The organism is Planococcus massiliensis, from assembly GCF_000821325.1.
In the GTDB taxonomy this organism is placed as follows: Bacteria; Bacillota; Bacilli; order Bacillales_A; family Planococcaceae; genus Planococcus; species Planococcus ruber.
Genome location: NZ_CCXS01000001.1, coordinates 2,486,956 through 2,510,635, shown reverse-complemented (window position 1 = coordinate 2,510,635; position 23,680 = coordinate 2,486,956). Strand labels below are relative to the sequence as shown.

General features: G+C 47.6%; 21 protein-coding genes. 20 read left to right on the top strand and 1 reads right to left on the bottom strand.

Annotation, left to right across the window (positions count from 1 at the left end):
* The first annotated feature begins 10 nt into the window (after nucleotides 1-10).
* The 17 genes from purM to BN1080_RS12500 all read left to right on the top strand — a co-directional run bounded on the left by purM (nucleotide 11) and on the right by BN1080_RS12500 (nucleotide 20,293).
* A complete protein-coding gene (purM, locus tag BN1080_RS12580) occupies nucleotides 11-1,072 on the top strand; it encodes a phosphoribosylformylglycinamidine cyclo-ligase (protein WP_052652469.1) in 1,062 nt (353 codons plus the stop codon).
* Nucleotides 1,062-1,634, top strand: coding sequence for a phosphoribosylglycinamide formyltransferase (purN, locus tag BN1080_RS12575; protein ID WP_052652468.1), 573 nt, complete (start codon nucleotides 1,062-1,064; stop codon nucleotides 1,632-1,634). Before purM ends, purN begins: the two co-directional genes overlap by 11 nt.
* A 30-nt stretch (nucleotides 1,635-1,664) precedes the next feature.
* Nucleotides 1,665-3,200: a bifunctional phosphoribosylaminoimidazolecarboxamide formyltransferase/IMP cyclohydrolase gene (purH, locus tag BN1080_RS12570; protein ID WP_052652467.1), complete on the top strand. Its 1,536-nt coding sequence runs from the start codon at nucleotides 1,665-1,667 to the stop codon at nucleotides 3,198-3,200.
* 17 nt (nucleotides 3,201-3,217) lie between these two features.
* Nucleotides 3,218-4,474: a phosphoribosylamine--glycine ligase gene (gene purD / locus BN1080_RS12565; protein ID WP_052652466.1), complete on the top strand. Its 1,257-nt coding sequence runs from the start codon at nucleotides 3,218-3,220 to the stop codon at nucleotides 4,472-4,474.
* A gap of 204 nt (nucleotides 4,475-4,678) precedes the next feature.
* Complete coding sequence (locus BN1080_RS12560) at nucleotides 4,679-5,269, top strand: N-acetyltransferase (protein ID WP_052652465.1); 591 nt, start codon at nucleotides 4,679-4,681, stop codon at nucleotides 5,267-5,269.
* Between the two features lie 140 nt (nucleotides 5,270-5,409).
* Entirely contained in the window at nucleotides 5,410-7,140 is a 1,731-nt protein-coding gene (locus BN1080_RS12555; RefSeq protein WP_052652464.1) for an adenine deaminase C-terminal domain-containing protein, read from the top strand.
* Between the two features lie 6 nt (nucleotides 7,141-7,146).
* Nucleotides 7,147-8,199 (top strand): DUF3048 domain-containing protein, encoded by a 1,053-nt coding sequence (locus BN1080_RS12550; RefSeq protein WP_052654612.1) that lies wholly within the window; start codon nucleotides 7,147-7,149, stop codon nucleotides 8,197-8,199.
* A 30-nt stretch (nucleotides 8,200-8,229) separates the two neighbouring features.
* Nucleotides 8,230-8,550: a YerC/YecD family TrpR-related protein gene (locus tag BN1080_RS12545; RefSeq protein WP_052652463.1), complete on the top strand. Its 321-nt coding sequence runs from the start codon at nucleotides 8,230-8,232 to the stop codon at nucleotides 8,548-8,550.
* Nucleotides 8,551-8,715: 165 nt separating this feature from the next.
* A complete protein-coding gene (pcrB, locus tag BN1080_RS12540) occupies nucleotides 8,716-9,417 on the top strand; it encodes a heptaprenylglyceryl phosphate synthase (protein WP_052652462.1) in 702 nt (233 codons plus the stop codon).
* A gap of 31 nt (nucleotides 9,418-9,448) precedes the next feature.
* Nucleotides 9,449-11,662 carry a DNA helicase PcrA gene (gene pcrA / locus BN1080_RS12535; protein WP_052652461.1) on the top strand — a complete coding sequence of 738 codons (2,214 nt, stop codon included), beginning with the start codon at nucleotides 9,449-9,451 and terminating at the stop codon, nucleotides 11,660-11,662.
* Between the two features lie 15 nt (nucleotides 11,663-11,677).
* The gene (ligA, locus tag BN1080_RS12530; protein ID WP_052652460.1) at nucleotides 11,678-13,684 is read left to right on the top strand and encodes an NAD-dependent DNA ligase LigA; all 2,007 of its coding nucleotides are present in this window, start codon (nucleotides 11,678-11,680) and stop codon (nucleotides 13,682-13,684) included.
* An 11-nt stretch (nucleotides 13,685-13,695) separates the two neighbouring features.
* The gene (locus BN1080_RS12525; protein WP_052652459.1) at nucleotides 13,696-14,823 is read left to right on the top strand and encodes a CamS family sex pheromone protein; all 1,128 of its coding nucleotides are present in this window, start codon (nucleotides 13,696-13,698) and stop codon (nucleotides 14,821-14,823) included.
* Nucleotides 14,824-15,266: 443 nt separating this feature from the next.
* Nucleotides 15,267-15,557, top strand: a complete 291-nt coding sequence (gatC, locus tag BN1080_RS12520; protein ID WP_052652458.1) for an Asp-tRNA(Asn)/Glu-tRNA(Gln) amidotransferase subunit GatC — start codon at nucleotides 15,267-15,269, stop codon at nucleotides 15,555-15,557.
* An 18-nt stretch (nucleotides 15,558-15,575) separates the two neighbouring features.
* A complete protein-coding gene (gatA, locus tag BN1080_RS12515) occupies nucleotides 15,576-17,045 on the top strand; it encodes an Asp-tRNA(Asn)/Glu-tRNA(Gln) amidotransferase subunit GatA (protein ID WP_052652457.1) in 1,470 nt (489 codons plus the stop codon).
* Nucleotides 17,042-18,472 carry an Asp-tRNA(Asn)/Glu-tRNA(Gln) amidotransferase subunit GatB gene (gene gatB, locus BN1080_RS12510; protein WP_052652456.1) on the top strand — a complete coding sequence of 477 codons (1,431 nt, stop codon included), beginning with the start codon at nucleotides 17,042-17,044 and terminating at the stop codon, nucleotides 18,470-18,472. The genes gatA and gatB overlap by 4 nt, the downstream gene beginning before the upstream one ends.
* A gap of 212 nt (nucleotides 18,473-18,684) precedes the next feature.
* The gene (locus tag BN1080_RS12505) at nucleotides 18,685-19,245 is read left to right on the top strand and encodes a thioredoxin family protein (RefSeq protein ID WP_052652454.1); all 561 of its coding nucleotides are present in this window, start codon (nucleotides 18,685-18,687) and stop codon (nucleotides 19,243-19,245) included.
* A gap of 136 nt (nucleotides 19,246-19,381) precedes the next feature.
* On the top strand, nucleotides 19,382-20,293 hold the full coding sequence (locus BN1080_RS12500; protein WP_052652452.1) for a diacylglycerol kinase: 912 nt from the start codon (nucleotides 19,382-19,384) through the stop codon (nucleotides 20,291-20,293).
* Nucleotides 20,294-20,516: 223 nt separating this feature from the next.
* On the opposite strand, the gene BN1080_RS12495 is transcribed toward BN1080_RS12500, so the two are convergent.
* The gene (locus BN1080_RS12495) at nucleotides 20,517-20,945 is read right to left on the bottom strand and encodes an NUDIX hydrolase (RefSeq protein ID WP_052652450.1); all 429 of its coding nucleotides are present in this window, start codon (nucleotides 20,943-20,945) and stop codon (nucleotides 20,517-20,519) included.
* A 216-nt stretch (nucleotides 20,946-21,161) separates the two neighbouring features.
* On the opposite strand from BN1080_RS12495, the gene BN1080_RS12490 reads away from it, so the two are divergent.
* From BN1080_RS12490 to cydS, 3 genes are read left to right on the top strand one after another with little or no spacing between them, the layout of a single operon-like run.
* Nucleotides 21,162-22,508, top strand: a complete 1,347-nt coding sequence (locus tag BN1080_RS12490) for a cytochrome ubiquinol oxidase subunit I (RefSeq protein WP_052652448.1) — start codon at nucleotides 21,162-21,164, stop codon at nucleotides 22,506-22,508.
* The gene (locus BN1080_RS12485; RefSeq protein ID WP_052652446.1) at nucleotides 22,505-23,539 is read left to right on the top strand and encodes a cytochrome d ubiquinol oxidase subunit II; all 1,035 of its coding nucleotides are present in this window, start codon (nucleotides 22,505-22,507) and stop codon (nucleotides 23,537-23,539) included. The genes BN1080_RS12490 and BN1080_RS12485 overlap by 4 nt, the downstream gene beginning before the upstream one ends.
* Before the next feature lie 14 nt (nucleotides 23,540-23,553).
* Nucleotides 23,554-23,667, top strand: coding sequence for a cytochrome bd oxidase small subunit CydS family protein (cydS, locus tag BN1080_RS17575; RefSeq protein ID WP_407674784.1), 114 nt, complete (start codon nucleotides 23,554-23,556; stop codon nucleotides 23,665-23,667).
* Nucleotides 23,668-23,680: the final 13 nt, after the last annotated feature.

The window sequence follows — 23,680 nt, the reverse complement described above, 5'->3', positions numbered from 1 at the left end:
GGGAACCGGCATGTCAAAAGCATACGAACAGGCAGGCGTGAATATTGAAGCAGGCTATGAAGCAGTCAACCGAATGAAATCCCATGTGGAGCGCACGGCGCGAAAAGGAATGCTGGGAGCATTCGGCGGCTTTGGCGGCATGTTCGATTTGTCTGAGCTGAACTTGAAAGAACCGGTTCTTGTTTCTGGAACGGATGGCGTCGGCACCAAATTGAAGCTGGCATTCCTGGCAGACCGCCACGACACAATCGGCATCGATTGCGTGGCAATGTGCGTTAATGACATCGTTGCACAAGGGGCGGCACCGCTATTTTTCCTTGATTATATTGCCGTCGGAAAAGCTGTCCCTGAAAAGATCGAGCAAATTGTCAAAGGGATAGCGGACGGCTGTGTCCAGGCAGGCGCTGCCTTGATTGGCGGCGAAACGGCGGAAATGCCGGGGCTTTATGAAGCCGACGAATACGACATCGCGGGATTTGCAGTAGGGGCGGCAGAAAAATCAGAAATTGTCACGGGCGAAAAAATTCAGCAGGGTGATGTTTTGATCGGGCTCGCTTCAAGCGGCATCCATTCGAACGGCTATTCACTCGTGCGCAACATCGTTTTTGAACAGCACCATTACCAGCTGGACCAAATTATCGAAGGCTTTGAAGATTTAGGGCCGCTTGGCAATGAATTGCTGACGCCGACGAAAATTTATGCGAAAACGATCGCTGCCATCGCCAAAGAAGTTGACATTCATGGGATGGCTCATGTCACTGGCGGAGGATTTATCGAAAACTTGCCGCGCATGATGCCGGATGGCTTAGGTGCAGAAATTGAACTTGGCAGCTGGCCGGTTCTCCGCATTTTCGAAATGCTGCAGGAAAAAGGTTCATTGACCGACCGCGATTTGTTCTCTGTTTTCAATGCAGGCATCGGCTTTGTCGTAGCTGCTGCGCCAGAAGATGCCGAGCGAGTATTGGCATCGGCGATAGCGAGCGGGGAGCAGGCATACATCATTGGCCAGGTTTCCGGTAAGTCCGGTGTGCAATTTACAGGGGAACAGGATGGGACCCTTGATGAACAATAAACCCAAAATGGCCGTTTTCGCTTCTGGAAACGGCTCTAATTTTCAAGCGATCGCCGACTCGATCCAACGGGGGGAACTGCAGGCAGAATTGGCGTTGGTTGTGACCGATCGCCCGGCCGCTTTTGTCGTAGAACGTGCGGAAAAGCTTGGCGTCCCATCTTTTGCTTTTCTTCCGTCTGAATACGATTCAAAGCAGCTATACGAAGAGATGTTAAAGGAAAAGCTCCAGAGTTTAGGTGTAGAATGGATTGTATTGGCGGGGTATATGAGATTGATTGGGCCGGTCTTGCTTCAAGCCTTTGAAAATCGCATCATCAATATCCACCCCTCAGTGCTGCCGGCTTTTCCCGGAAAAGATGCCATCGGCCAGACGCTTGCAGCAGGCGCTGAATTTGCAGGAGTGACGGTCCATTACGTCGACGCTGGAATGGACACTGGCAAAATCATTGCCCAGCAATCCTTTGCTGTTGGCGGACGTACACGTGAAGCGGTCGAAAAAGAAATCCACGAAATTGAACATCAGCTATATCCTGCAACTTTGCAGCAATTATTCAATCAGTAAACCATCTGCAGTATTTTAGGAGGACGTATTGTGAAAAAAAGAGCTTTGCTTAGTGTATCGGATAAATCAGGCATCCTGGAGTTTGCGCAGGAACTGGAAAAAATGGATTATGAAATCTTATCTACAGGCGGAACAAAACGCTTTTTGGAAGAAAACGGCGTGGCGATCACCGCGGTTGATGAAATCACGAAATTCCCCGAAATTCTGGGCGGACGCGTCAAAACCTTGCATCCTTTAATCCACGGCGGTCTTTTGGCTAAACATGACGATGCTGCGCATCAACATGAAATGGCTGAAAACGGCATCTCCCCAATTGAGATTGTATGCGTTAATTTATACCCATTCCGTGAAACGATTTCAAAGCCAGGCGTAACGGTTGACGATGCGATTGAAAATATCGATATCGGCGGCCCGACGATGCTCCGTTCTGCTGCGAAAAACCATGCTTATGTGACGGTCATCGTGGATTCGCAGGACTACGCAGCAGTAGTGAATGAATTGCAGAGCGGACAAGCGACGACTCCGGAAACGCGTCGCCGGCTGGCAGCAAAAGTCTTCCGCCATACAGCTGCTTATGACTCCTATATCTCCAATTACTTAACGGACTTGACGGGTGAAGAATACCCCGATCAATTGACGCTTACCTATGAATTGCAGCAGCCGCTTCGCTACGGGGAAAATCCGCATCAAAAAGCGGCATTTTACCGCAGCCCGCTTGGGTCGGATTTCTCGATTGCCCATGCGGACCAATTGCATGGCAAGGAATTGTCCTACAATAACATCCAGGATGCCAATGCGGCGCTTCAGATCATCAAAGAATTTACAAAACCGGCTGCTGTAGCCGTCAAACACATGAACCCGTGCGGCGTTGGAACCGGCGAAACGATTTCTGCCGCGTTCAATAAAGCCTATGAAGCGGATCCAACTTCCATTTTCGGCGGCATTGTTGCACTCAACCGTGAAGTGGATGCTGAAACGGCACAACAATTATCTGAAATTTTCCTTGAAATTATCATTGCCCCTTCTTTCACGCAAGAAGCAATTGAAATATTGACGCAGAAGAAGAATATTCGTTTATTGACCATTCCATTTAGCCGCACGAAACAAGACAAATGGAATACAGTTGCAGTAGAAGGCGGACTTTTGGTCCAACAACCGGATACGTTCGGCTACGATGAAGCGGAAATATCCGTTGCGACCGACCGGGAACCGACAGCAGAAGAGTTGGAAGCATTGAAACTTGGCTGGAGCGTGGTGAAACACGTGAAATCCAATGCGATCGTTGTCTGCAATTCTGCGATGACGTTAGGCGTCGGCGCAGGGCAAATGAACCGGGTCGGCTCGGCAAAAATTGCCTTGGAGCAAGCAGGAGACCAAGCACAAGGCGCTGTCATGGCATCAGATGCGTTCTTCCCGATGGCAGATACTGTAGAAGCAGCGGCAAAAGCCGGCATTAAGGCGATTATTCAGCCAGGCGGTTCGAAGAAAGATCAGGAGTCCATTGATAAAGCGAATGAATACGGCATTGCGATGATCTTCACAGGCGTTCGCCATTTCAAACACTAAGCTGGAGGTGACCAGAGATGAACGTTTTAGTTATCGGAAGAGGCGGAAGAGAACACGCCATTGTCCGCCAGTTTGCCCGTTCGGCATCTGTTGAGCAAGTCTATGCAGCGCCGGGGAATGATGGAATGCGCAGCGATGCAGAATTGGTGGAGATTGATGAAATGAACTTCACTGAACTTGCAGAATTTGCGGCAGCGAAGAACATCGCTTTCACGTTTGTTGGACCGGAACAGCCGTTAGCAGCTGGGATCGTCGACTTTTTCAAGAGCCGTGGACTGCGTATTTTCGGGCCTTCAAAAGAAGCGGCACAAATCGAAGGCAGTAAAGCATTTGCGAAGGAATTGATGAAGAAATACGGCATTCCGACAGCTGCTTACGAAACGTTTACGGAAGTTGAGCCTGCCATCCAATTTATTCGATCGACGGGCGCTCCGATAGTCATTAAAGCGGATGGGCTTGCAGCTGGCAAAGGCGTTGTTGTGGCCGCTTCTGAAGAAGAAGCGATTGCGGCCGTAAAAGACATGCTTGAAGGGCAGAAGTTCGGAGAGTCGGGTTCCCGGGTAGTCATCGAAGAGTTTCTTGCCGGCGAAGAGTTTTCGTTCATGTCATTTGTGCAGGACGGCGAAATCTATCCCATGCCGATTTCCCAAGACCATAAACGTGCCTTTGACGGCGATAGAGGGCCAAATACAGGCGGCATGGGAGCCTACTCCCCGGTGCCGCAGATTTCTGAAGCCGTCATCGAAGAAACGTTTGGCGCTATTGTCGATCCGGCTATCGGCGCAATGGCGGCAGAAGGAATGCCATTCAATGGGATTTTATATGCCGGAGTCATTCTGACGGCAGAAGGTCCGAAAGTCATCGAATTTAATGCCCGTTTCGGGGATCCTGAAACGCAAGTGGTGTTGCCAAAAATGGCCTCCGATTTCGGTGCCTTTCTGGATGCCATTTTAAATGGCCGGAAATTTGATTTGAAATGGGAAGGCCAGGCTATGCTTGGGGTAGTCATTGCGGCTGACGGATATCCTGGGGAAATCGAAAAGGGCATCTTGTTGCCGAATTTCGAAGAACTCAGGGACGTGGAAGTAGTGCATGCCGGGACACGGGAAACCCCGAATGGGTTCGTCGGCAACGGCGGCCGTGTCCTGCTCGTTTCAGCGAAAGGCGAGTCGCTCTCCGCTGCCCAGGAAAAAGTCTATGAAGAATTGGACAAGCTTGAGTGGCTTGGCTACTTCTACCGGACAGATATCGGATGGCGTGCAATAGAAAATTGAATATGTTAAACTGATAAATGACACAAATTCTTATCGAAGATGTGTCATTTTTTGTTTAATTCCCCGCCCTTGGGGTATTAAAAATTGAGTTGAGGATTTTCAACTGCCCACTTTTACCTCTTAATCACACTCCATAACGAACTAGTTAGCAAGACTCCCGAAACAAAATCAGCAGGGCACCCAAATTTGAAAGGAGCACAAACTATGAATTGGTACGAAAAACTAAATCAGTATTTCCCAGTAGAAGAAATGAAATCAAAAGAGCATATGGACACGTTGCTGAAAGAAAAAGGCAATGTTTATCATAAAGATGAAGGACCTTACCACGTCTTGATGTATGCCGAGTTTCCGACTTTCTCATTTGTCGACTATTTATTCGTCTCGAAAGAATCACGCGGCATGGGCTTAGGGAAGAAAACTTTGCAAATGCTGAAAGACAAGAACAAGCCGATCATCCTGGAAGTGGAACCGGTAAACTATGAAGATACGGATACTGAAAAGCGCTTGCGCTTCTATGCGAGAGAAGGCTTCCAGCATGCCGCTTCCATCGGCTATTGCCGCCGTTCACTAGCGACAGGCGAAGAGAATTCAATGGAAATCCTTTACTGGGCGCCGAACAACGAATCGGAAGAAGAAATTTTCGAAGCGATGAAGAAAATGTATGAAGATATTCATACGTACAAAGACGAGCATTTTTACGGTGAATCATATGAGCCGACTTCTAAAGTGTTGTCATTCAATAAAGAAGAAAAAGAGAATGTCTTGGATCCGTTCAATTCTACAACTGCCAAATGAAGAAAATCCACGCTCCTGGCGTGGATTTTTTGTGTCCGATTATGGCCAGAATGTTCTAGTATTATCCAGGCCTCTCTGTATTTTCATGCATTATTATGCTACGATATTATGCATAGAGACAGAGGAAGAAGGTGCCGGATATGGGAAACCCATTATGGAGAAATACAGAAATCAGACAGCAGCTTGAAATTATCGATAAAAAATTAGCACCGGATCTCTTATTGGTAAATGCGACTTATTTGCATGGCATTTTCAAAAAATGGATGACCGGAAACATTTGGATCAAAGGAGATCGCATCGTTTATGCAGGGCCGGATATGGCGAAAGTCGATGCATCGACAGAAGTGATTGATATGGAAGGGAAATACATTGTACCGGGTTATATCGAACCCCATGTCCACCCTTATCAGCTTTATAATCCTCAAACGTTTGCGAATTATGCTGCCCAAGGCGGAACGACAACGTTCCTTTCCGACAACTTGACCTTGTTTTTATCACTGGAAAACGAGAAAGCGTTTTCATTGCTGGATGAAATGGCAGAGCTGCCGTTTAACTTTTATTGGTGGACCCGGTTCGACTCACAGACAGAACTGAGCGAAGAGGACCGGTTATTCACTTCGAAATCGGTCGGGGAATGGCTGGATCGTACCGATGTTTGGCTAGGCGGAGAATTGACGGGATGGCCGAAGCTTTTAGCCGGCGATGACCAAATGCTTTATTGGATTCAAAAAGCGAAGATGAGCCTGAAAAAAATTGAAGGGCATTTCCCGGGCGCATCTGAAAAAACGTTGGCGCGCATGCGTTTGCTTGGCGCCGATGGAGACCACGAAGCGATGACCGTCGAAGAAGTGGAAATGCGCCTGCTTCACGGCTATGGCGTAACGCTTCGCCATTCTTCGATCCGGCCGGATTTGCCAGGTTTGCTGAAAGGCGTTGTGGAAAAAGAGCTGAATGTTTTTGACAAGTTGATGATGACGACAGACGGCTCCACGCCTGGTTTCCACTTGGACGGCGTGATGGACCTTTGCATCAAAATCGCTTTGGAAGCGGGAGTGCCGGCGATAGATGCCTATATGATGGCGTCTTATAACGTCGCCCGGTATTACAATGTAACGAGCCTTCACGGATTGATAGCGACTGGGCGTTTTGCCAACTTGAATATACTGGACTCGCTGGATAACCCGGTGCCAACCGGCGTAATTTCAAAAGGGGTGTGGCTAAAACGGGACGGCAAGAAAGTTATGGACTTGCCGAAAATCGATTGGTCCGTGATGCCGGACTTGGAGCTCGACTTTGATTTGACAGAAGACGATTTCCAATTTTCGATGCCCTTTGGAATAGAAATGATCAATGATGTCATTACCAAGCCTTATTCGGTAAGTGTCGATACCCATGACGGAACCCTTTCACAAGATCATGAAGAAAGTTTTTTGATGCTGCTGGATAAGCACGGGAAATGGCGCGTAAACACGTTGATTAAAGGTTTTGCTTCCGGTGTCAGCGGCTTTGCGTCTTCGTATTCGAATACCGGCGACATCATTCTAATCGGCAAAAGCCGAAAAGACATGTGGCTCGCTTTCGACGAATTGAAGCGTTTGAAAGGCGGAATAGTCCTTGTGGAAGAAGGCGAAACGGTTTGTTCGCTCCCGCTTCCGATTGGCGGAGTGATGTCTGAGCTGCCGATGGAAGAATTGATTGCCCAGGAAATGGCGTTGAAAAAAGCGCTGAAAGACCGGGGCTATTCAAAAGGGGATGCGATCTATACGCTCTTATTCTTGCAGGCGACCCATTTGCCGTATGTCCGCATCACCCAAAGAGGCATCTACGATGTGATGAATAAAAAAGTCTTATTTCCGGCATTCATGAGGTAAATGGCGATGAAAAAAAAGACATGGATTATAGGGGGAATCGTCCTCTTGGCAGCAGCTGCAGCTGCTGTCTTTTGGATGGTGAATGAGAAAAAAGAAGAGCCGGCTGAGCCGGAAGAAATTGTGGAACCCAACTTGCCTGTTGGAGAAACGGAAAATTTCACGGCTCCTTTTACAGGAGTGGCGTCTCAACAGGAATTGACCCAACGGCCCATAATGGCGGTTATCAACAACCATCCGGCTGCAAGGCCGCAAACAGGTTTAACAGAAGCAGATATGGTGTTTGAATTGTTGGCAGAAGGAAATGTTACCCGATTTTTAGCGCTTTACCAGAGCGAACTGCCGAACCAAGTCGGCCCGATTCGCAGTGCGCGTGATTATTTTGTCAAGTTGGCCGCAAATTATGATGCTTTTTTCGTAGCGCACGGCTATAGCCCGGATGCGAAGAGGCTGCTGGATGCAGGAGCCGTCGACCACATCAACGGCATGGCGTTCGACGGCACGCTGTTCCAGCGTTCCACAGACCGGATTGCGCCGCATAATTCCTATATCACTTTTGATAATATAAAAACAGGAATGGAAATGGTGGGGGCTGCATCTTCTTTTAAAGGAGAGTCAGCATATCATTTTTATGACAACTCTGAAAGTGCTAAACTGATGGAACAGGCTTCTTCGATTGAAGTCGCATACGGTGCAGATCCCATGTTTCGAAATGTCTATACATATGATGAAACGACCCATCGATACAGCCGGTCTTCAGGCGGGGTTTTGACAGGCGATAAAGAGTCGCTCGAAGTCATGGAAGTTGCCAATGTTTTATTTTTTGAAACGGCCCATGACGTCATTGACGACAAGGGAAGATTGGCGATTGATTTGGAAAGCGGCGGAGATGCGCTTGTTTTCCATGGAGGCGGCCGGCTTGAAGCTGAATGGACTGTAGAAAATGGCATGCTGGTTCCGGTTCAGAATGGTGAACCTGTAAAGCTGGCACCGGGCAAAACATGGATCCATCTCATTCCGGAAAATCCGGGATTGGAGGGAATGATCAGCACGACGCCATAATAATTTGAAATGAAAGGACGGTGAAACTGTATGCAGGTAGATAAAATTCGAGGCGCACAGACAGATCAATTGATTGAAGCGATTTTGGCGCTGAAAGACAAAGAGGAAGCCTACCGCTTTTTTGATGATCTGTGCACCATCAGTGAAATCCAATCACTTTCGCAGCGCTTGGAAGTTGCCCATATGCTGCGGATGAAAAAGACGTACGAAAAGATCAAAAATGAAACAGGTGCCAGCACTGCTACGATTTCGCGAGTCCGTCGGTGCTTGAATTATGGCAATGATGGCTATGATGAAATGCTGGGAAGATTGTATCCGGACGAAAAGCCATTCGAGCTTCCGAAAGAGTGATGGAACAAAGGAACGTGGTTCTGCAGAACATCTGTTGAATAATGTTGCATTCGTTATACGAAAATCGAGAGGGTTGTCCAGTGAGTCTGCTATTCGGCTTAATGGACAGCCCTTTTTTTGCTATAATGAAAGAGCGAATAGAGAAGCGAAGTTAGGTGGACGATGATGGACTTTCACACATGGCGGCATGTATTTAAATTAGACCCGGCGAAATCGATTACAGATGGACAGTTGGAACGAATTTGTGAATCTGGGACTGATGCCATCTTGATTGGCGGCAGCGATAATGTCACACTCGACAATGTCCTGGATTTAATGGCGCGAGTCCGCCGGTTTACGGTTCCGGTCGTGCTCGAAGTTTCAACAATCGAATCGGTGACACCGGGATTCGATTATTATTTTATCCCCACGGTGCTGAATAGCGACAATCCGCTTTGGATCAAAGGGCTTCATCACGAAGCGATCCGGGAATACGGGGAAATTATGGACTGGGAAGAATTGATTCCGGAAGCGTATTGCATCTTGAATCCAAATTGCAAAGCTGCGGAATTGACTGGAGCAAAAACGGATTTATCGGCGGAAGATGTACTCGCATATGCGAGGATGGCAGAGCATTTTTTCCGGCTGCCGATTTTTTATATGGAATATAGTGGCGCCTATGGCGATCGTGAATTGGTGGGACAAGTGAAGAACGTCCTTGGCAAGACGCGGTTATTTTATGGAGGCGGCATCGATTCAGTACAAAAAGCGCAGGAAATGGCGCATATTGCGGATACCGTAGTGATCGGAAACGTCCTTTACGATGACTTGGAGCAGGCATTAGCGACTGTCCAGGCAGTTGCGGAACTAGACAAGAACTCGCTATAATAGAAAGAACAGATGTTCGAGGTGGTGCAAAATGGAAATTATTACGAAGAATTTACTTAGAGGGATGAACCCGGAACAAGAACAGGCAGTGAAAACGACAGAAGGGCCGCTCTTGATCATGGCAGGGGCCGGTTCAGGGAAAACCCGCGTGCTGACTCACCGCATCGCTTATTTAGTATTGGAAAAAGAGGTTTACCCATCCAATATTTTAGCGATTACATTTACGAATAAAGCAGCACGGGAAATGCGCAGCCGGATCGATGGCCTCCTTGGCCATGGGACAGGGGAGCGGATGTGGGTTTCCACATTCCACTCGATGTGCGTACGGATTTTGCGCCGGAACATCGATCAGCTTGGATTTTCGAAAAACTTCTCGATTTTGGATACGACAGACCAATTGACGGTGATCAAAAACGTCTTGAAGCAGCAAAACCTGGATCCGAAAAAATACGAGCCGCGGACGATGCTGAATGCCATTTCTTCGGCGAAAAATGAATGCATCGATGCCAGCGAATTTGCAGCAAATATGAACGCGCATAATCCGTATGAAAAGACCGTATCGGAAGTTTATTTGGCCTACGAAAAGCGTTTGAAGAAAAATCAATCATTGGATTTCGATGACTTGATCATGACGACATTGAAATTATTTAATACTGTGCCGGACGTTTTGGAATTCTATCAGAATAAATTCCAGTACATCCATGTGGATGAATACCAGGATACAAATAATGCCCAATATCAATTGGTCCAGAAACTCGCAAGCAAATTCAAGAATATCTGTGTAGTAGGGGATTCCGACCAGTCGATTTACCGTTGGCGCGGAGCGGATATCACGAATATCCTTTCGTTTGAAAAAGATTATCCGAATGCCAAAGTCATCATGCTTGAGCAGAATTACCGTTCGACTAAACGGATTTTACAGGCAGCGAATGATGTCATTAAAAAGAATACAAGCCGCTATCCGAAAGAACTGCGCACAGACAACGATGAAGGCCCTTCAATCATTCTCCATAAAGCGGGAGATGAACGGCAGGAAGCGCAATTCGTTGTCCAGACCATCCAGAAATTGATGGAAGAAGAAGGCTATAAAACATCTGACTTTGCCATTCTTTACCGGACGAATGCCCAGTCGCGTGTCATGGAGGAAATGTTCGTCAAATCGAATATGTCCTATAATATTGTCGGCGGCACCAAGTTCTATGACCGCAAAGAAATCAAGGATTTGCTCGCTTACTTGCGGCTGATTGCGAATAACGACGATGATTTATCGCTTGCGCGGATCATCAATGAGCCGAAGCGCGGAATCGGGGCAACGTCTTTTGAACGCATGGCCCGTTTCGCGATCGACCAAGACCGCACCATCATGGATGCCTTGCAAGAAGCTGATTTTATGGGACTGACAGCAAAAACAGCGCAGACTGTCCTGGAATTCCGTTCCATGATCGATGGCTTCACGCAAATGCAGGAATTCTTGTCGGTGACGGAATTGGTCGAAGAAGTGCTGAAGAAATCAGGCTACCGGCAAATGCTGCAAAACGACAAAACGATTGAAGGCGAAAGCCGCCTGGAAAACTTGGAAGAATTCCTATCGGTGACAAAAGCATTTGAGAAGCAAAGCGATGATAAATCCTTAGTGGCATTTTTGACAGACTTGGCGCTGATTTCCGATATCGATTCGCTGGATGATGAGGAAGATGCGGACGGACCGATCATCTTGATGACGATGCATGCGGCAAAAGGGCTGGAATTCCCGGTTGTCTTCATCATCGGCTTAGAAGAAAACGTCTTTCCGCATTCGCGTTCAAATCTGGATGATGATGAACTGGAAGAAGAACGGCGCTTGGCCTATGTCGGAATTACGCGTGCAGAGCAGCGCCTTTATTTGACGCATGCGACGTCGCGTACGCTCTTCGGCAAGAGCAATTACAATATGCCGTCCCGGTTTATCAGCGAGATTTCAGAAGAGCTGATTGAACAGACGATGGCGAATTACCGGGCAGGTGCGCAGACGAGCTACAGACAGGCGCCAAAACGCGCCGCAGTCACACGCCCGGCCTATCAGCAATCGGGTGGAGATAAACTGGGCTGGCAGCCTGGCAGCCGCGCCAAACATAAAAAATGGGGAACAGGCACAGTTGTCAGTGTGAAAGGCGAAGGGGAGCAGATGGAGCTCGATATCGCTTTCCCAAGCCCAGTAGGCATCAAACGCCTGCTGGCAAAATTCGCACCTATTGAAAAAGTATAGCCGGGAGGAACGTTTATGGACCGTTTAAAAGCAGAGCAGCGTGTAAATGAATTGAACGAACAGCTTCGGGGGTATGGCCACGCTTATTATGTGTTGGATAAGCCGGCCGTTCCGGACTCTGTCTATGATCAATTGCTGCATGAACTCATTGAACTTGAAACTCTTTATCCTGATTTGATCTTCCCGGATTCACCAACGCAGCGCGTCGGCGGGTCGCCGATTTCAGGATTCGAAAAAGTGACGCATGACCAGCCGATGCTTAGCCTGTCAAACGTATTTAACGAGCAGGACATACGGGATTTCGATAAGCGCGTCAGAAATGGCGCAGGGGATAACATTCAGTATGTCTGTGAATTGAAAATTGATGGCTTGGCCGTTTCGCTTATCTATGAAAATGGCCAATTTTCCAGAGGCGCAACCCGAGGTGATGGGCGGATTGGTGAAGACATCACAGCCAATCTCCGGACGGTGCGGACGATTCCGTTGAAAATCAAAAAATCGGTTTCGCTTGAAGTGCGCGGAGAAGTGTTCATGCCGAAGAAATCTTTCCATAATTTAAATGAGGAACGCGGCGAGCGCGGCGAAGAACTGTTCGCCAATCCGCGAAATGCAGCAGCCGGATCGCTTCGCCAACTCGACCCAAAAATTGCGGCAAGCCGGAATCTGGATGTGTTCATTTATGCGCTTGGAGGCGACGGCCAAAACTATGGTTTGAGTGAACACGAAGAAACGCTTCAATACATCGATGCGCTTGGATTTAAAACGAATAATGAACGCCAAGTATGCAATAGTGTAGAAGAAGTGCTCGCTTATATTGAGAAATGGAACGCACAACGTACAAGCTTATCCTATGAAATAGATGGGATTGTTATCAAAGTGAACAGCTATCTACATCAGCAGGAACTCGGATTTACCGCTAAAAGCCCGAAATGGGCAACGGCGTATAAATTCCCTGCAGAAGAAGTGATGACGACTGTCCGTGATATTGAATTAAGTGTCGGGCGCACGGGCGTTGTGACGCCGACGGCCATTTTGGATCCGGTATCTGTGGCAGGCACAACCGTCCAGCGGGCTTCGCTTCACAACGAAGATTTGATTAAAGAAAAAGATATCCGCATCGGCGACCGTGTGATTATCCGAAAAGCCGGCGACATCATTCCGGAAGTGGTGTCTGCGTTAATCGAGCAGCGGACAGGGGATGAAGAGCCTTTCAGCATGCCGGAAAATTGTCCGGCTTGTGATAGCGAGCTGATCCGGATTGAAGGGGAAGTGGCGCTTCGCTGCGTCAATCCGCAATGCCCTGCTCAAATTACAGAAGGCATCATCCATTTCGTTTCGCGCAATGCGATGAATATCGACGGTTTAGGCGAAAAAGTGGTAGAACAGTTGTACCGCGAAGGCCTGATTGCCGATATCTCCGATTTGTACCGATTGACGAAAGAGCAATTGCTGACGCTTGAGCGCATGGGTGAAAAGTCAGCCAGCAATTTGATCGCCGCAATCGATGCATCCCGCAGCAACTCGATGGAAAAATTGCTGTTCGGCCTTGGCATCCGCCATGTCGGCGAAAGAGGGGCGCGCATCTTATCCGAGCATTACGGATCGATGGAAAAACTGATGAACGCTTCTCAAGAAGAGTTAGTCGAAATACACGAAATCGGCGAAAAAATGGCCGATTCGATCGTTTCCTATTTCGAGACGGAAGAAGTTCAGCAATTGATGGAACGTTTAGCGGCAGCTGACGTCAATTTAACATATACCGGAACGCGCATCCGCGTCGAAGCAGGCGCCAATAGCTTCGCCGGCAAGAAAATTGTGTTGACCGGGAAGTTGGAGCAATTGACGCGCGGCGAAGCACAGGCCCGAATCGAAGCGCTGGGCGGAACCGTTTCAGGCTCCGTCAGCAAAAAGACGGATCTGGTCATCGCGGGAGAAGAGGCAGGCTCCAAACTGGCGAAAGCGATGGAGCTGAAAGTCGATGTTTGGGACGAGGAACGTCTTCTGGAAGAATTGAATAAATGAGGAGATTTAACATGAAACGCATTTGGTGGATTCCGGTCAGCCTATTGTTGCTGACGGGATGTGTGCCTTCCGTGTCAGATGATACAGAAGTGCTGAATACAGAGGAAGAAGTGGAAACGGCGATTATTCCGAGCATCCAGCTGGATGCAGCGTATTATCGGACGCTGCTGCCTTATAAAGAAAGTGCCACACGGGGAAAAATCATCAACCGGATTTATTCGCGCTATGATATTAAAGAAGCGGAAAGCGGACTTCTGCGGATATCGCAGCACCAATTTTCTCCGGATGACTACTATTTCCAAGAGGGCCAGAAAATAACGGATGAAGATGCAACGGACTGGCTGGGCCGCAAAACGGAAGAAAATCCGCTCGGGCTGAATCCGGCTGACGGACGGACAGCAGCGCAAAAAGAAGCGGGGGACCATCCTTCTGCGGAAATCTTGGCGCATATCGTCGAACAGAATTATTTAGTTAAAACGGATAATGAAACGATCCGGCTAGGCGGCGTTTCCATTGGTTTGGCATTGAATTCGGTTTACTACAATACTTCTGACGGCGCTACTTACGAAGAGTCAGTGCCGCAAGCTCAATTGGATAAAGAAGGAAAGCGGATGGCGGATGAAATTGTGAAGCGCCTCCGTGAAAAAGAAGGCATGAAAGATGTGCCGATCATGGTTGGCTTGTTTAAACAGAATACGCGAGGCGCGATTGCTCCGGGGACTTATTTTTCCTATGGGGTAGCTCCAGGAGGACAAGGGGCAGTGGCTAATTGGAACGCTGTCAATGAAGAATACGTCATTTTCCCTTCCTCAAATACGGAAGAAAAGTACCGGGCTATTGACACGAAATTCCGCAACTTCAAGCAAGATGTGGAAGAGTATTTTTCAAACTTCACGAGCGTCATCGGCACCGGATTTTATCAGGATGACCAGATCCGCAAAATGCAGATCGACATTCCTATCCAGTTTTACGGATCCGCTGAAGTTATCGGTTTCACTCAATATTTGACCGGCTTAGTATTGGAGCATTTTCCAGAGAACATTCAAGTTGAAATCAGTGTAACTTCAACTAATGGGCCGGAAGCGCTGATTCTACGGAAAATCGATCAGACCGAACCGGTTGTTCATATTTATGACTAATTTGCACAAGACAGAGGCAGCCAGTCGGCTGCCTTTTTACAATGTGTGGAAAAAGTTAGAAATGGTAAAAGTTTCGTTTGGAGACCCGATATTCCACAAAATAACTTCGCTTGCCGGATGCTCCGCTAGTTTATTCTATATCTTAGAAGAGTACTCCAGCACCTAGCTCCTCAGGTCATAAGCCTGCCCAGCTATGCGGCAAAGAACGCCGCTTCGCTGTTCCGTCTTATGCCTTTCGGAGCTGAGCAGGCGCTTCCGCTTTTCTTATTGTCCAGACTCCAGCGCCCAGATTCTCGGGTCATAAGCCACTCCGGCTGTGCGGCTGAAAAGATGCCGCTTCGCCAAAGCGTCTTATGCCCGTCGAATCTAACCGGGCGCTTCCGCTTTTCCTAAAAAAATGATATGATAGAGCGTATGTTTACTGAATCCGGAGGTGTAGAGAAATGGCGAAAATGACAAAAGAAGAAGTAATTGAAGTAGCACATTTGGCGCGCTTGGCCATTACTGATGAAGAAGCAGTACATTTTGCGGATCAATTGGAAGCAATTACGAACGCAATGGAATTGCTGAATGAATTGGATACGGAAAATGTAGAGCCGACCACGCATGTATTGCAAATGGTCAACGTCTTGCGTGAAGATAAATCCGTCCCTGGATTGGACCGGGAACTCGTTTTGAAAAACGTGAAAGAACACGAAGCAGGGCAAGTAAAAGTTCCAACGATCTTAGAATAAGTGTGAGGAGGGAAATCAATGAACTTAGTCGATAAAACGTCATCAGAATTGCAGGACTTGATACATAAAGAAGAAGTCAGCATTGCTGAAATTACGAAACAGGCATTTGAACGCATTGAAAAATTGGATCCGAAAGTGGATGCATTTTTAGCGATGAATAAAGAACAGGCAACGAAACAGGCAGAAGAAATGGATCAAACGCCGCTTGCAGAACGCGGACCCCTATTCGGCCTCCCAATCGGAGTAAAAGACAATATCGTGACGGAAGGCATCGAAACAACCGCCTCAAGCCGGATTTTGGAAGGATTCAATCCGATCTACAATGCAACTGTTGTAGAAAAATTAAAAGCCGCTGGAATGATCACCGTCGGCAAATTGAACATGGATGAGTTTGCCATGGGTTCTTCCAATGAAAACTCTTACTATAAAAATACGAAAAACCCATGGAACCTAGAAACGGTTCCAGGCGGATCTTCAGGTGGATCGGCGGCAGCTGTTGCTGCAGGCGAAGTGCCATTCACATTAGGATCGGACACCGGCGGCTCGATCCGCCAGCCGGCAGCATTCTGCGGCGTGGTCGGAATGAAGCCGACATACGGACGGGTTTCCCGTTTCGGTCTGATTGCTTATGCGTCTTCATTAGACCAAATCGGACCGATTACAAGAACCGTAAAAGACAATGCGTTATTGCTTGAAGCGATTTCCGGGCATGACGAGCGCGATTCTACTTCGGCCAATATCGAAGTGCCGAATTTTGCGGAAGCATTGACTGGCGATATTAAAGGGCTGCGCATTGGCGTTCCGAAAGAATATTTTGCAGAAGGCGTTGGCGAAGCTGCGAAACAAGCGGTTCGCGAAGCCCTTGCCGTTCTTGAAGAAAAAGGCGCAACGTGGGAAGAGGTTTCACTGCCGCATTCCAAATACGCACTTGCCACGTACTACTTGCTTGCTTCTTCAGAAGCTTCCTCCAACTTGTCCCGCTTTGACGGCATCCGCTACGGATACCGTACAGAAAAAGCCGGGAACCTATTGGAATTCTATATGAATACACGTTCTGAAGGCTTCGGCGACGAAGTCAAACGCCGCATCATGCTTGGTACGTACGCATTAAGTTCTGGCTACTACGACGCTTATTACAAAAAAGCGCAAAAAGTCCGTACACTGATCAAAAAAGATTTTGACGATGCTTTCGAAAAATTTGATGTCATCATCGGGCCAACAACTCCGACGCCGGCATTTAAAATTGGCGAGAAGGTTGATGATCCATTGACAATGTATGCCAACGATATTTTGACGATTCCAGTCAACCTGGCAGGAGTTCCGGCAATTTCGATTCCATGTGGATTTGAAAACGGCTTGCCGCTTGGCTTGCAAATCATCGGCAAATACTTTGATGAGGAAACGATTTATCGTGTTGCGGATGTCTTTGAAAAAGCAACCGATTTCCATAAACAAACGCCTCAGATTTGGGAGGGAGCAGCACAATGAACTTTGAAACGATCATTGGACTTGAAGTCCACGTAGAACTGAAAACAGAATCGAAAATGTTCTCTCCTGCACCAAACCATTTTGGTGCGGAACCGAACACGAACACGAACGTGATCGACCTTGGCTATCCGGGAGTATTGCCGGTCGTCAACAAAACGGCAGTGGACTGGGCAATGAAAGCGGCGCTTGCATTAAACTGCGAAATTACCCGCCATACGAAATTCGACCGTAAAAATTATTTCTATCCGGACAATCCGAAAGCCTACCAAATCTCTCAGTTTGACCAGCCAATCGGTGAGCACGGCTGGGTTGAAATTGAAGTCAATGGCGAGAAAAAACGCATCGGCATCACGCGCCTTCATATGGAAGAAGATGCAGGAAAGCTGACGCATACAGGCAACGGCCACTCGCTAGTCGACTTTAACCGCCAAGGCACGCCGCTGATCGAAATCGTTTCTGAGCCGGACATCCGGACAGCAGACGAAGCTTATGCATATCTCGAAAAAATCAAAGCCATCATCCAATACACAGGCGTATCGGATGTGCGGATGGAAGAAGGCTCGCTTCGCTGCGACGCCAATATTTCGCTTCGTCCATATGGCCAAGAGCAATTCGGCACAAAAACCGAATTGAAGAACTTGAACTCATTCAACTATGTCCGCAAAGGGATTGAGCATGAACAAGTTCGCCAGGAACAAGTCCTATTGTCAGGCGGCATCATCGAGCAGGAAACAAGACGCTACGATGAAGCGACAGGCAAAACCCTATTGATGCGCGTGAAAGAAGGATCGGATGATTACCGCTACTTCCCAGAGCCGGACCTTGTGGATATCGTCATTGACGACGCTTGGCTTGAACGCGTCCGTGCGGAAATTCCTGAACTTCCGGATGCCCGCAAAGCGCGCTATGTGGCAGAACTTGGCTTGTCATCATACGACGCCATGGTGCTGACACTGGCGAAGCCGATCTCTGACTTTTTTGAAGCGACGGTTGATGCCGGAGCGGATGCGAAGCTTGCTTCCAACTGGTTGATGGGTGAAGTTTCAGCTTACATGAACGCGGAACAAAAAGAATTAAGTGAAACGGCGCTGACTCCGGAAGGACTTGCCGGCATGATCAAATTGATTTCAGACGGAACGATTTCGTCGAAAATCGCGAAGAAAGTCTTTAAGGAATTGATTGAAAAAGGCGGCGACGCAAACGACATCGTCAAAGCAAAAGGGCTAGTCCAGATCTCGGATGAAAACACTTTGCGTGAATTCGTCACAGCAGCACTCGACAACAACCCGCAGTCGATCGAAGACTTTAAAAACGGCAAAGACCGCGCAATCGGTTTCTTGGTCGGCCAAATCATGAAGCAGACAAAAGGGCAGGCGAACCCGCCATTGCTCAATAAAATCTTGCTTGAAGAAATTGCAAAACGTTAATTGGCGCAGCCAAAACCCGGAACCGGAATCGCATTGAGCGAACCCGGTTCCTTTTTTTGCCTTATTTTGCTAAAGGAACCCGCAAAAAACGGATAAAACATTTGAAGCTTTATCTTTCAACAAGTAAACTAGGGATTAAGAAGAATAGTTAAGTGTGAATGAGAGATCTGCATGATCTGCTGCTGACAAGACAAAGGAGAAGTGATGAACTGATGACGACGGAACAACAATACTTTGAGAATGCCATCACCTTGGAAAAATACATGACATTGATGGAGTCAAACCAGGAGAAATCCTATTCCATTTACGAGAAATTCAATCTTCCAGAAGATCCCGAATTGATGGAGCTGTTGAAAGAAAAACAGCCCCATGTGTTAGTTATCACTGAAGATTGGTGCGGCGATGCCATGATGAACAATGCAATTCTCCGTAAGATTGCAGAAGCATCGGGCATCGAAGTCCACTGTGTCTACCGCGACGAAAATCTGGAATTGATGGACCGCTATTTAACAAACGGCGGACGTTCGATTCCCAAATACATTTTCCTGTCCAAAGAAGGCGAAGTAGTGGGAGATTGGGGCCCTCGTGCACCGAAAGTCCAAGAATTCGTGATGGAGAAAAAATCCCGTCTGCCTGAAAAAGACGATCCGCAATTCGAGCTGCACCAAAAGACGGTGCACGGCGAAATTTCGGACGGCTTTGTATGGAATGAAGAATTTTGGAGCGCGGTCTACCAGGACATCCGCAAAACGTTCTTTGACATTTTGAAGTAATAGTGGAAAGAAGGAGAGGCCGGCGCGATGTCGGTTTTTTTCTTGGAATTTATCTTCTGTTTGAAAGGGAACTTCTTTTGTCCGAAACTGGTCTTATTTTATATTGAACGCAGAACGTCGAGAAAGGCTGAATCGTATGAAACGTGCACGAATTATTTACAATCCAACTTCCGGGAGAGAATTATTCCGAAAACACTTGCCTGAAGTGCTCGAAAAAATGGAGCAGGCAGGCTATGAAACGTCCTGCCATGCTACAACAGGAGAAGGGAATGCCACCAAAGCCGCTTCTCTCGCAGTTGAACGGAATTATGATTTGATTGTCGCAGTAGGCGGGGACGGCACTTTAAACGAAGTGGTTTCCGGTGTCTCGACATTTGAGAACCGTCCGAAAATCGGCTTGATCCCGATGGGGACGACGAATGATTTTGCCCGAGCTGTCCATATTCCGAGAGATATCAATAAAGCAGTCGATATCATTTTGCAGGGAGACTCGATCCCGGTGGATGTCGGGCTGATGGGAGACCGTCATTTTATCAATATTGCCGGAGGCGGAAGGCTGACGGAATTGACCTATGAAGTCCCAAGCAAATTGAAAACGGTGCTCGGCCAGATGGCGTATTATTTAAAAGGGATTGAAATGCTGCCATCCATCCGTTCTTCCCGTGTCCGAATCGAATATGACGGCAACGTTTTTGAAGACCAGGCCATGATGTTCTTGATCGGTTTGACCAACTCAGTCGGCGGTTTTGAAAAATTGGCGCCGGATGCCAGCATCAACGACGGCAAATTCACGTTATTGATTTTGAAAGAAGTGAATATGGCGGAATTTATTCGGTTGGCGACATTGGCGCTGCGCGGCGAGCATTTATCCGATCCGCATGTCATTTATGCAAAAGCGAGCAAGATTGCCGTAACTTCTGATGAACGGGTGCTGTTGAACTTAGACGGGGAATACGGCGGCTTATTGCCGGCTACTTTTGAAAACTTGGCGCAGCATATTGAAGTCATGGTGCCGATTGATTCAATCAGTGAAAAAGACCGAAAATAAGGAAAAGCGGAAGCGCCTATCCAGCTCTGACGGGCATAAGACGGAACAGCGAAGCGGCGTTCTTTGCCGCACAGCTGGTCTGGCTTATGACCCGAAGAGTTAGGCGCCGGAGTCTGGACAATAAGGAAAAGCGGAAAACATGACAATAAAAAAAGCAAAAGCGCATGGATGAAAATCCATGCGCTTTTTAAAATGAAAATCCATAAGAAAATAGCTAATGCGGTTACAGCAATTCGATCGCTTGATCCTGCTCTGCCGCCAGTTTTGGCAGATGGTCAACCGGTTCCCAATGGAACTGGAACGTCCGGCCATTGTCTTGTCCATCGCTGACCACTACATGCTCCCATGAGTCGACCGGTTCTCCGGTATATTCAAAGTGAAAGATGTTGCGCTCATACACTTTATCTTTGTGGTCTGGGTAATAATTGTATTTGTGCACTTTCCCGACAAACTCCAATACGACACGAGGCAAACCGGTTTCTTCAAGCACTTCCCGGTAAAGCGCATCAATCAGCATTTCATCTTCTTCAATGGTGCCTCCTGGAACCTGGAGTCCTGCTTCCGGCTCACCTTTATGTTCAAATACTAATAATTCCCGTTTCTCTTCTGGTCCTCTCGTAATGTAAGCAAATACTTTTCGTCTAGTTTCCATGATGCTTCACCCTTTTTTTTTATTCTAATTAGAATACTAAATATTTAGAAATTTTACAATCTATATATACCCTCTTTTGTCACAAGTTATTCATAGCTGCGGGAAAAAGTCGAGGTTTCAGATGGTTGAAGAAAGAGAAGAGTAGGAGAGTAGGGTACAATAGGGGTATAAAAGGGTAACGGGAGTACAGGGTGATTTTGAAAGGAGAAAACGTAAATGGTATTAGAAGATACTGCTTTACTGAGTCGGATCTTAACGTTATTAACGCTTTCTTTCCATATTATTTATGCGACAATCGGCGTCGGCGTTCCGCTGATGATCATGATTGCGCAGTGGGTCGGTATTAAGAAAAATGACGACCATTATATCCTGTTGGCTCGCCGCTGGGCGCGTGGATTTGTCATCACCGTCGCGGTAGGAGTTGTGACGGGTACGGCCATCGGGCTGCAATTATCGCTCCTTTGGCCGAACTTTATGCAAGTGGCAGGGAATGTCATTGCATTGCCATTATTCATGGAAGTTTTCGCTTTCTTCTTTGAAGCGATTTTCCTTGGAATTTATCTTTACACATGGGACCGCTTCGAAGATCAGCGCAAACATTTGCTGCTGCTGATTCCGGTAGCTCTTGGAGCAGCGGCTTCCTCTGTTTTCATCACCATCGTCAATGCGTTCATGAATTCGCCGCAAGGCTTTGAAGTATTGAATGGCGAATTGGTCAACGTCAGCCCGTTCTTGGCGATTTTCAACCCGGCCATGCCGACGAAAGTGGCGCACGTTGTGGCAACGGCGTTCTTGACGTGTGCGTTCTTGCTGGCATCGATTGCAGCGCTTCGGATCATCCGGGGTTCAACACACATCTATCATAAAAAAGCGTTGCATTTGACGATGAAACTTGGATTGGTTTTTGCAATCGCAACAGCCATCATCGGAGATTTCTCCGGTAAATATTTGGCCGAATACCAGCCGGAAAAATTGGCGGCCGCTGAATGGCATTTTGAAACCGAAGAAGGCGCAGACTTGGTCTTATTCGGGGTATTGGACGGTGAAGAACCGAAGTATGCGATTCGCATTCCTTACGCGCTCAGCATCCTGGCACACAGTCTGCCGAATGCTGAAGTCACCGGATTGAATGAGTTCCCGGAAGATGAAGTGCCTCCGCTTTGGATCCATTATCTGTTTGATATCATGGTGTCCATCGGCATGTGGCTTGCATTTATCGCCTTTGTGTATGTTGCCGCTTCGTGGCGGGGATGGAAATTCATCAAACAGAAATGGTTCCTCTGGCTGACCTTGATCAGCGGGCCGCTTGCATTGGTTGCGATTGAAGCCGGCTGGTGGTTCACCGAAGTCGGACGGCAGCCATGGATTTTGCGGGGCTATATGACCGTTGAAGAAGCAGCGACGACGAGCGGCCAAGTCGATCTGATGATCATCTTGTTTGCCGGCTTGTACTTTATTCTCGGCATCGGCACGATTGTCGTTCTGCTCCGTATGTATAAGCGCAATCCGATTGAAAAAGAATTGGCAGCTCGTGAAGCTCAAAAGGGCGGTGAAAAAGAATGACGTTAACGTTAGAAGTTATCGGGATTTCAGTTCTCTGGCTGTTTCTGTTCTTGTACGTCATTGTGGCGTCGATTGATTTCGGCGCCGGTTTCTTTAACGCTTATAGCGCCTTTACAAACAAGCAGCACATTTTGACGAATATTATCCAGCGTTATTTATCGCCGGTATGGGAAGTGACGAACGTTTTCTTCGTTTTCTTCTTTGTCGGCATCATCGGGTTTTTCCCGCAAACGGCATTTTACTACGGCACCACTTTGCTCGTGCCGGCGAGCATTGCGCTCATCCTGCTCGCGATCCGCGGTTCGTATTATGCCTTTGCGACTTACGGGGCGAAAATCAATCATAGAGGCTATATCTATATGTATGGCCTCTCCGGATTATTGCTGCCGGCTGCGCTTTCACCGGTGCTCGCCATATCGGAAGGCGGATTCATCAACATGGTGGATGGAAACCCGCACCTGGATTATTGGGCGCTATTTACAAGTCCGCTCATGTGGAGCATCGTCGTTCTAAGCATTGCAGCCGTGCTTTATATTTCAGCGGTCTTCCTGACTTGGTACGCCAATAAAGCAGGAGATGTGAAAGCGACGGACCTCATGCGGAAATACGCATTGATCTGGGCAGGGCCTGCGATTATTACAGCAACCGGCATCATTTACGAGCTGCGCGGCCACAGTCCGGAACATTACGAGAACTTGCTCGATCTTTGGTGGGTATTCGCGATTTCGTTCCTTTTGTTCGTCGGAACGGTTTACTTGATCTGGAAGAGAAGAAATTACGGTTTGGCGTTTATTCTTTTGGTCGGACAGTTCTTTACCGCATTTTTCGCTTATGGATTGTCCCATTTCCCGTATTTGCTGTATCCGTACTTGACGATTTATGACAGTTTCACAAACGAAACGATGGCGATTGCCTTGATCGTGGCATTCATTGCAGGGCTTGGGCTCTTGCTGCCTTCCTTGTATCTCTTGTTCCGCCTGTTCCTATTCGACAAAGACTACGTTAAAGGAAAATCGGATTATCATGCATAAAGGAGGAAACTGATATGCAGGATTTCTTAATATTTTATGCACCATTCATTGTACTGATTGCGTCCATTGTCGCCGGTTTCTGGATTTCCCTGAAAGACGGAGCGGTGACGAAAGACGAACAAAAATAAAACTTCGATAGAA

Coding starts and splice junctions, on each gene's coding strand:
- BN1080_RS12545 (WP_052652463.1), top strand. CDS start 8,230: ATGCAGGTAGATAAAATTCGAGGCGCACAGACAGATCAATTGATTGAA.
- BN1080_RS12490 (WP_052652448.1), top strand. CDS start 21,162: ATGGTATTAGAAGATACTGCTTTACTGAGTCGGATCTTAACGTTATTA.
- pcrB (WP_052652462.1), top strand. CDS start 8,716: ATGGACTTTCACACATGGCGGCATGTATTTAAATTAGACCCGGCGAAA.
- gatA (WP_052652457.1), top strand. CDS start 15,576: ATGAACTTAGTCGATAAAACGTCATCAGAATTGCAGGACTTGATACAT.
- gatB (WP_052652456.1), top strand. CDS start 17,042: ATGAACTTTGAAACGATCATTGGACTTGAAGTCCACGTAGAACTGAAA.
- purD (WP_052652466.1), top strand. CDS start 3,218: ATGAACGTTTTAGTTATCGGAAGAGGCGGAAGAGAACACGCCATTGTC.
- pcrA (WP_052652461.1), top strand. CDS start 9,449: ATGGAAATTATTACGAAGAATTTACTTAGAGGGATGAACCCGGAACAA.
- BN1080_RS12525 (WP_052652459.1), top strand. CDS start 13,696: ATGAAACGCATTTGGTGGATTCCGGTCAGCCTATTGTTGCTGACGGGA.
- purM (WP_052652469.1), top strand. CDS start 11: ATGTCAAAAGCATACGAACAGGCAGGCGTGAATATTGAAGCAGGCTAT.
- gatC (WP_052652458.1), top strand. CDS start 15,267: ATGGCGAAAATGACAAAAGAAGAAGTAATTGAAGTAGCACATTTGGCG.
- BN1080_RS12555 (WP_052652464.1), top strand. CDS start 5,410: ATGGGAAACCCATTATGGAGAAATACAGAAATCAGACAGCAGCTTGAA.
- BN1080_RS12485 (WP_052652446.1), top strand. CDS start 22,505: ATGACGTTAACGTTAGAAGTTATCGGGATTTCAGTTCTCTGGCTGTTT.
- ligA (WP_052652460.1), top strand. CDS start 11,678: ATGGACCGTTTAAAAGCAGAGCAGCGTGTAAATGAATTGAACGAACAG.
- BN1080_RS12550 (WP_052654612.1), top strand. CDS start 7,147: ATGAAAAAAAAGACATGGATTATAGGGGGAATCGTCCTCTTGGCAGCA.
- BN1080_RS12500 (WP_052652452.1), top strand. CDS start 19,382: ATGAAACGTGCACGAATTATTTACAATCCAACTTCCGGGAGAGAATTA.
- cydS (WP_407674784.1), top strand. CDS start 23,554: ATGCAGGATTTCTTAATATTTTATGCACCATTCATTGTACTGATTGCG.
- purN (WP_052652468.1), top strand. CDS start 1,062: ATGAACAATAAACCCAAAATGGCCGTTTTCGCTTCTGGAAACGGCTCT.
- BN1080_RS12560 (WP_052652465.1), top strand. CDS start 4,679: ATGAATTGGTACGAAAAACTAAATCAGTATTTCCCAGTAGAAGAAATG.
- BN1080_RS12505 (WP_052652454.1), top strand. CDS start 18,685: ATGACGACGGAACAACAATACTTTGAGAATGCCATCACCTTGGAAAAA.
- BN1080_RS12495 (WP_052652450.1), bottom strand. CDS start 20,945: ATGGAAACTAGACGAAAAGTATTTGCTTACATTACGAGAGGACCAGAA.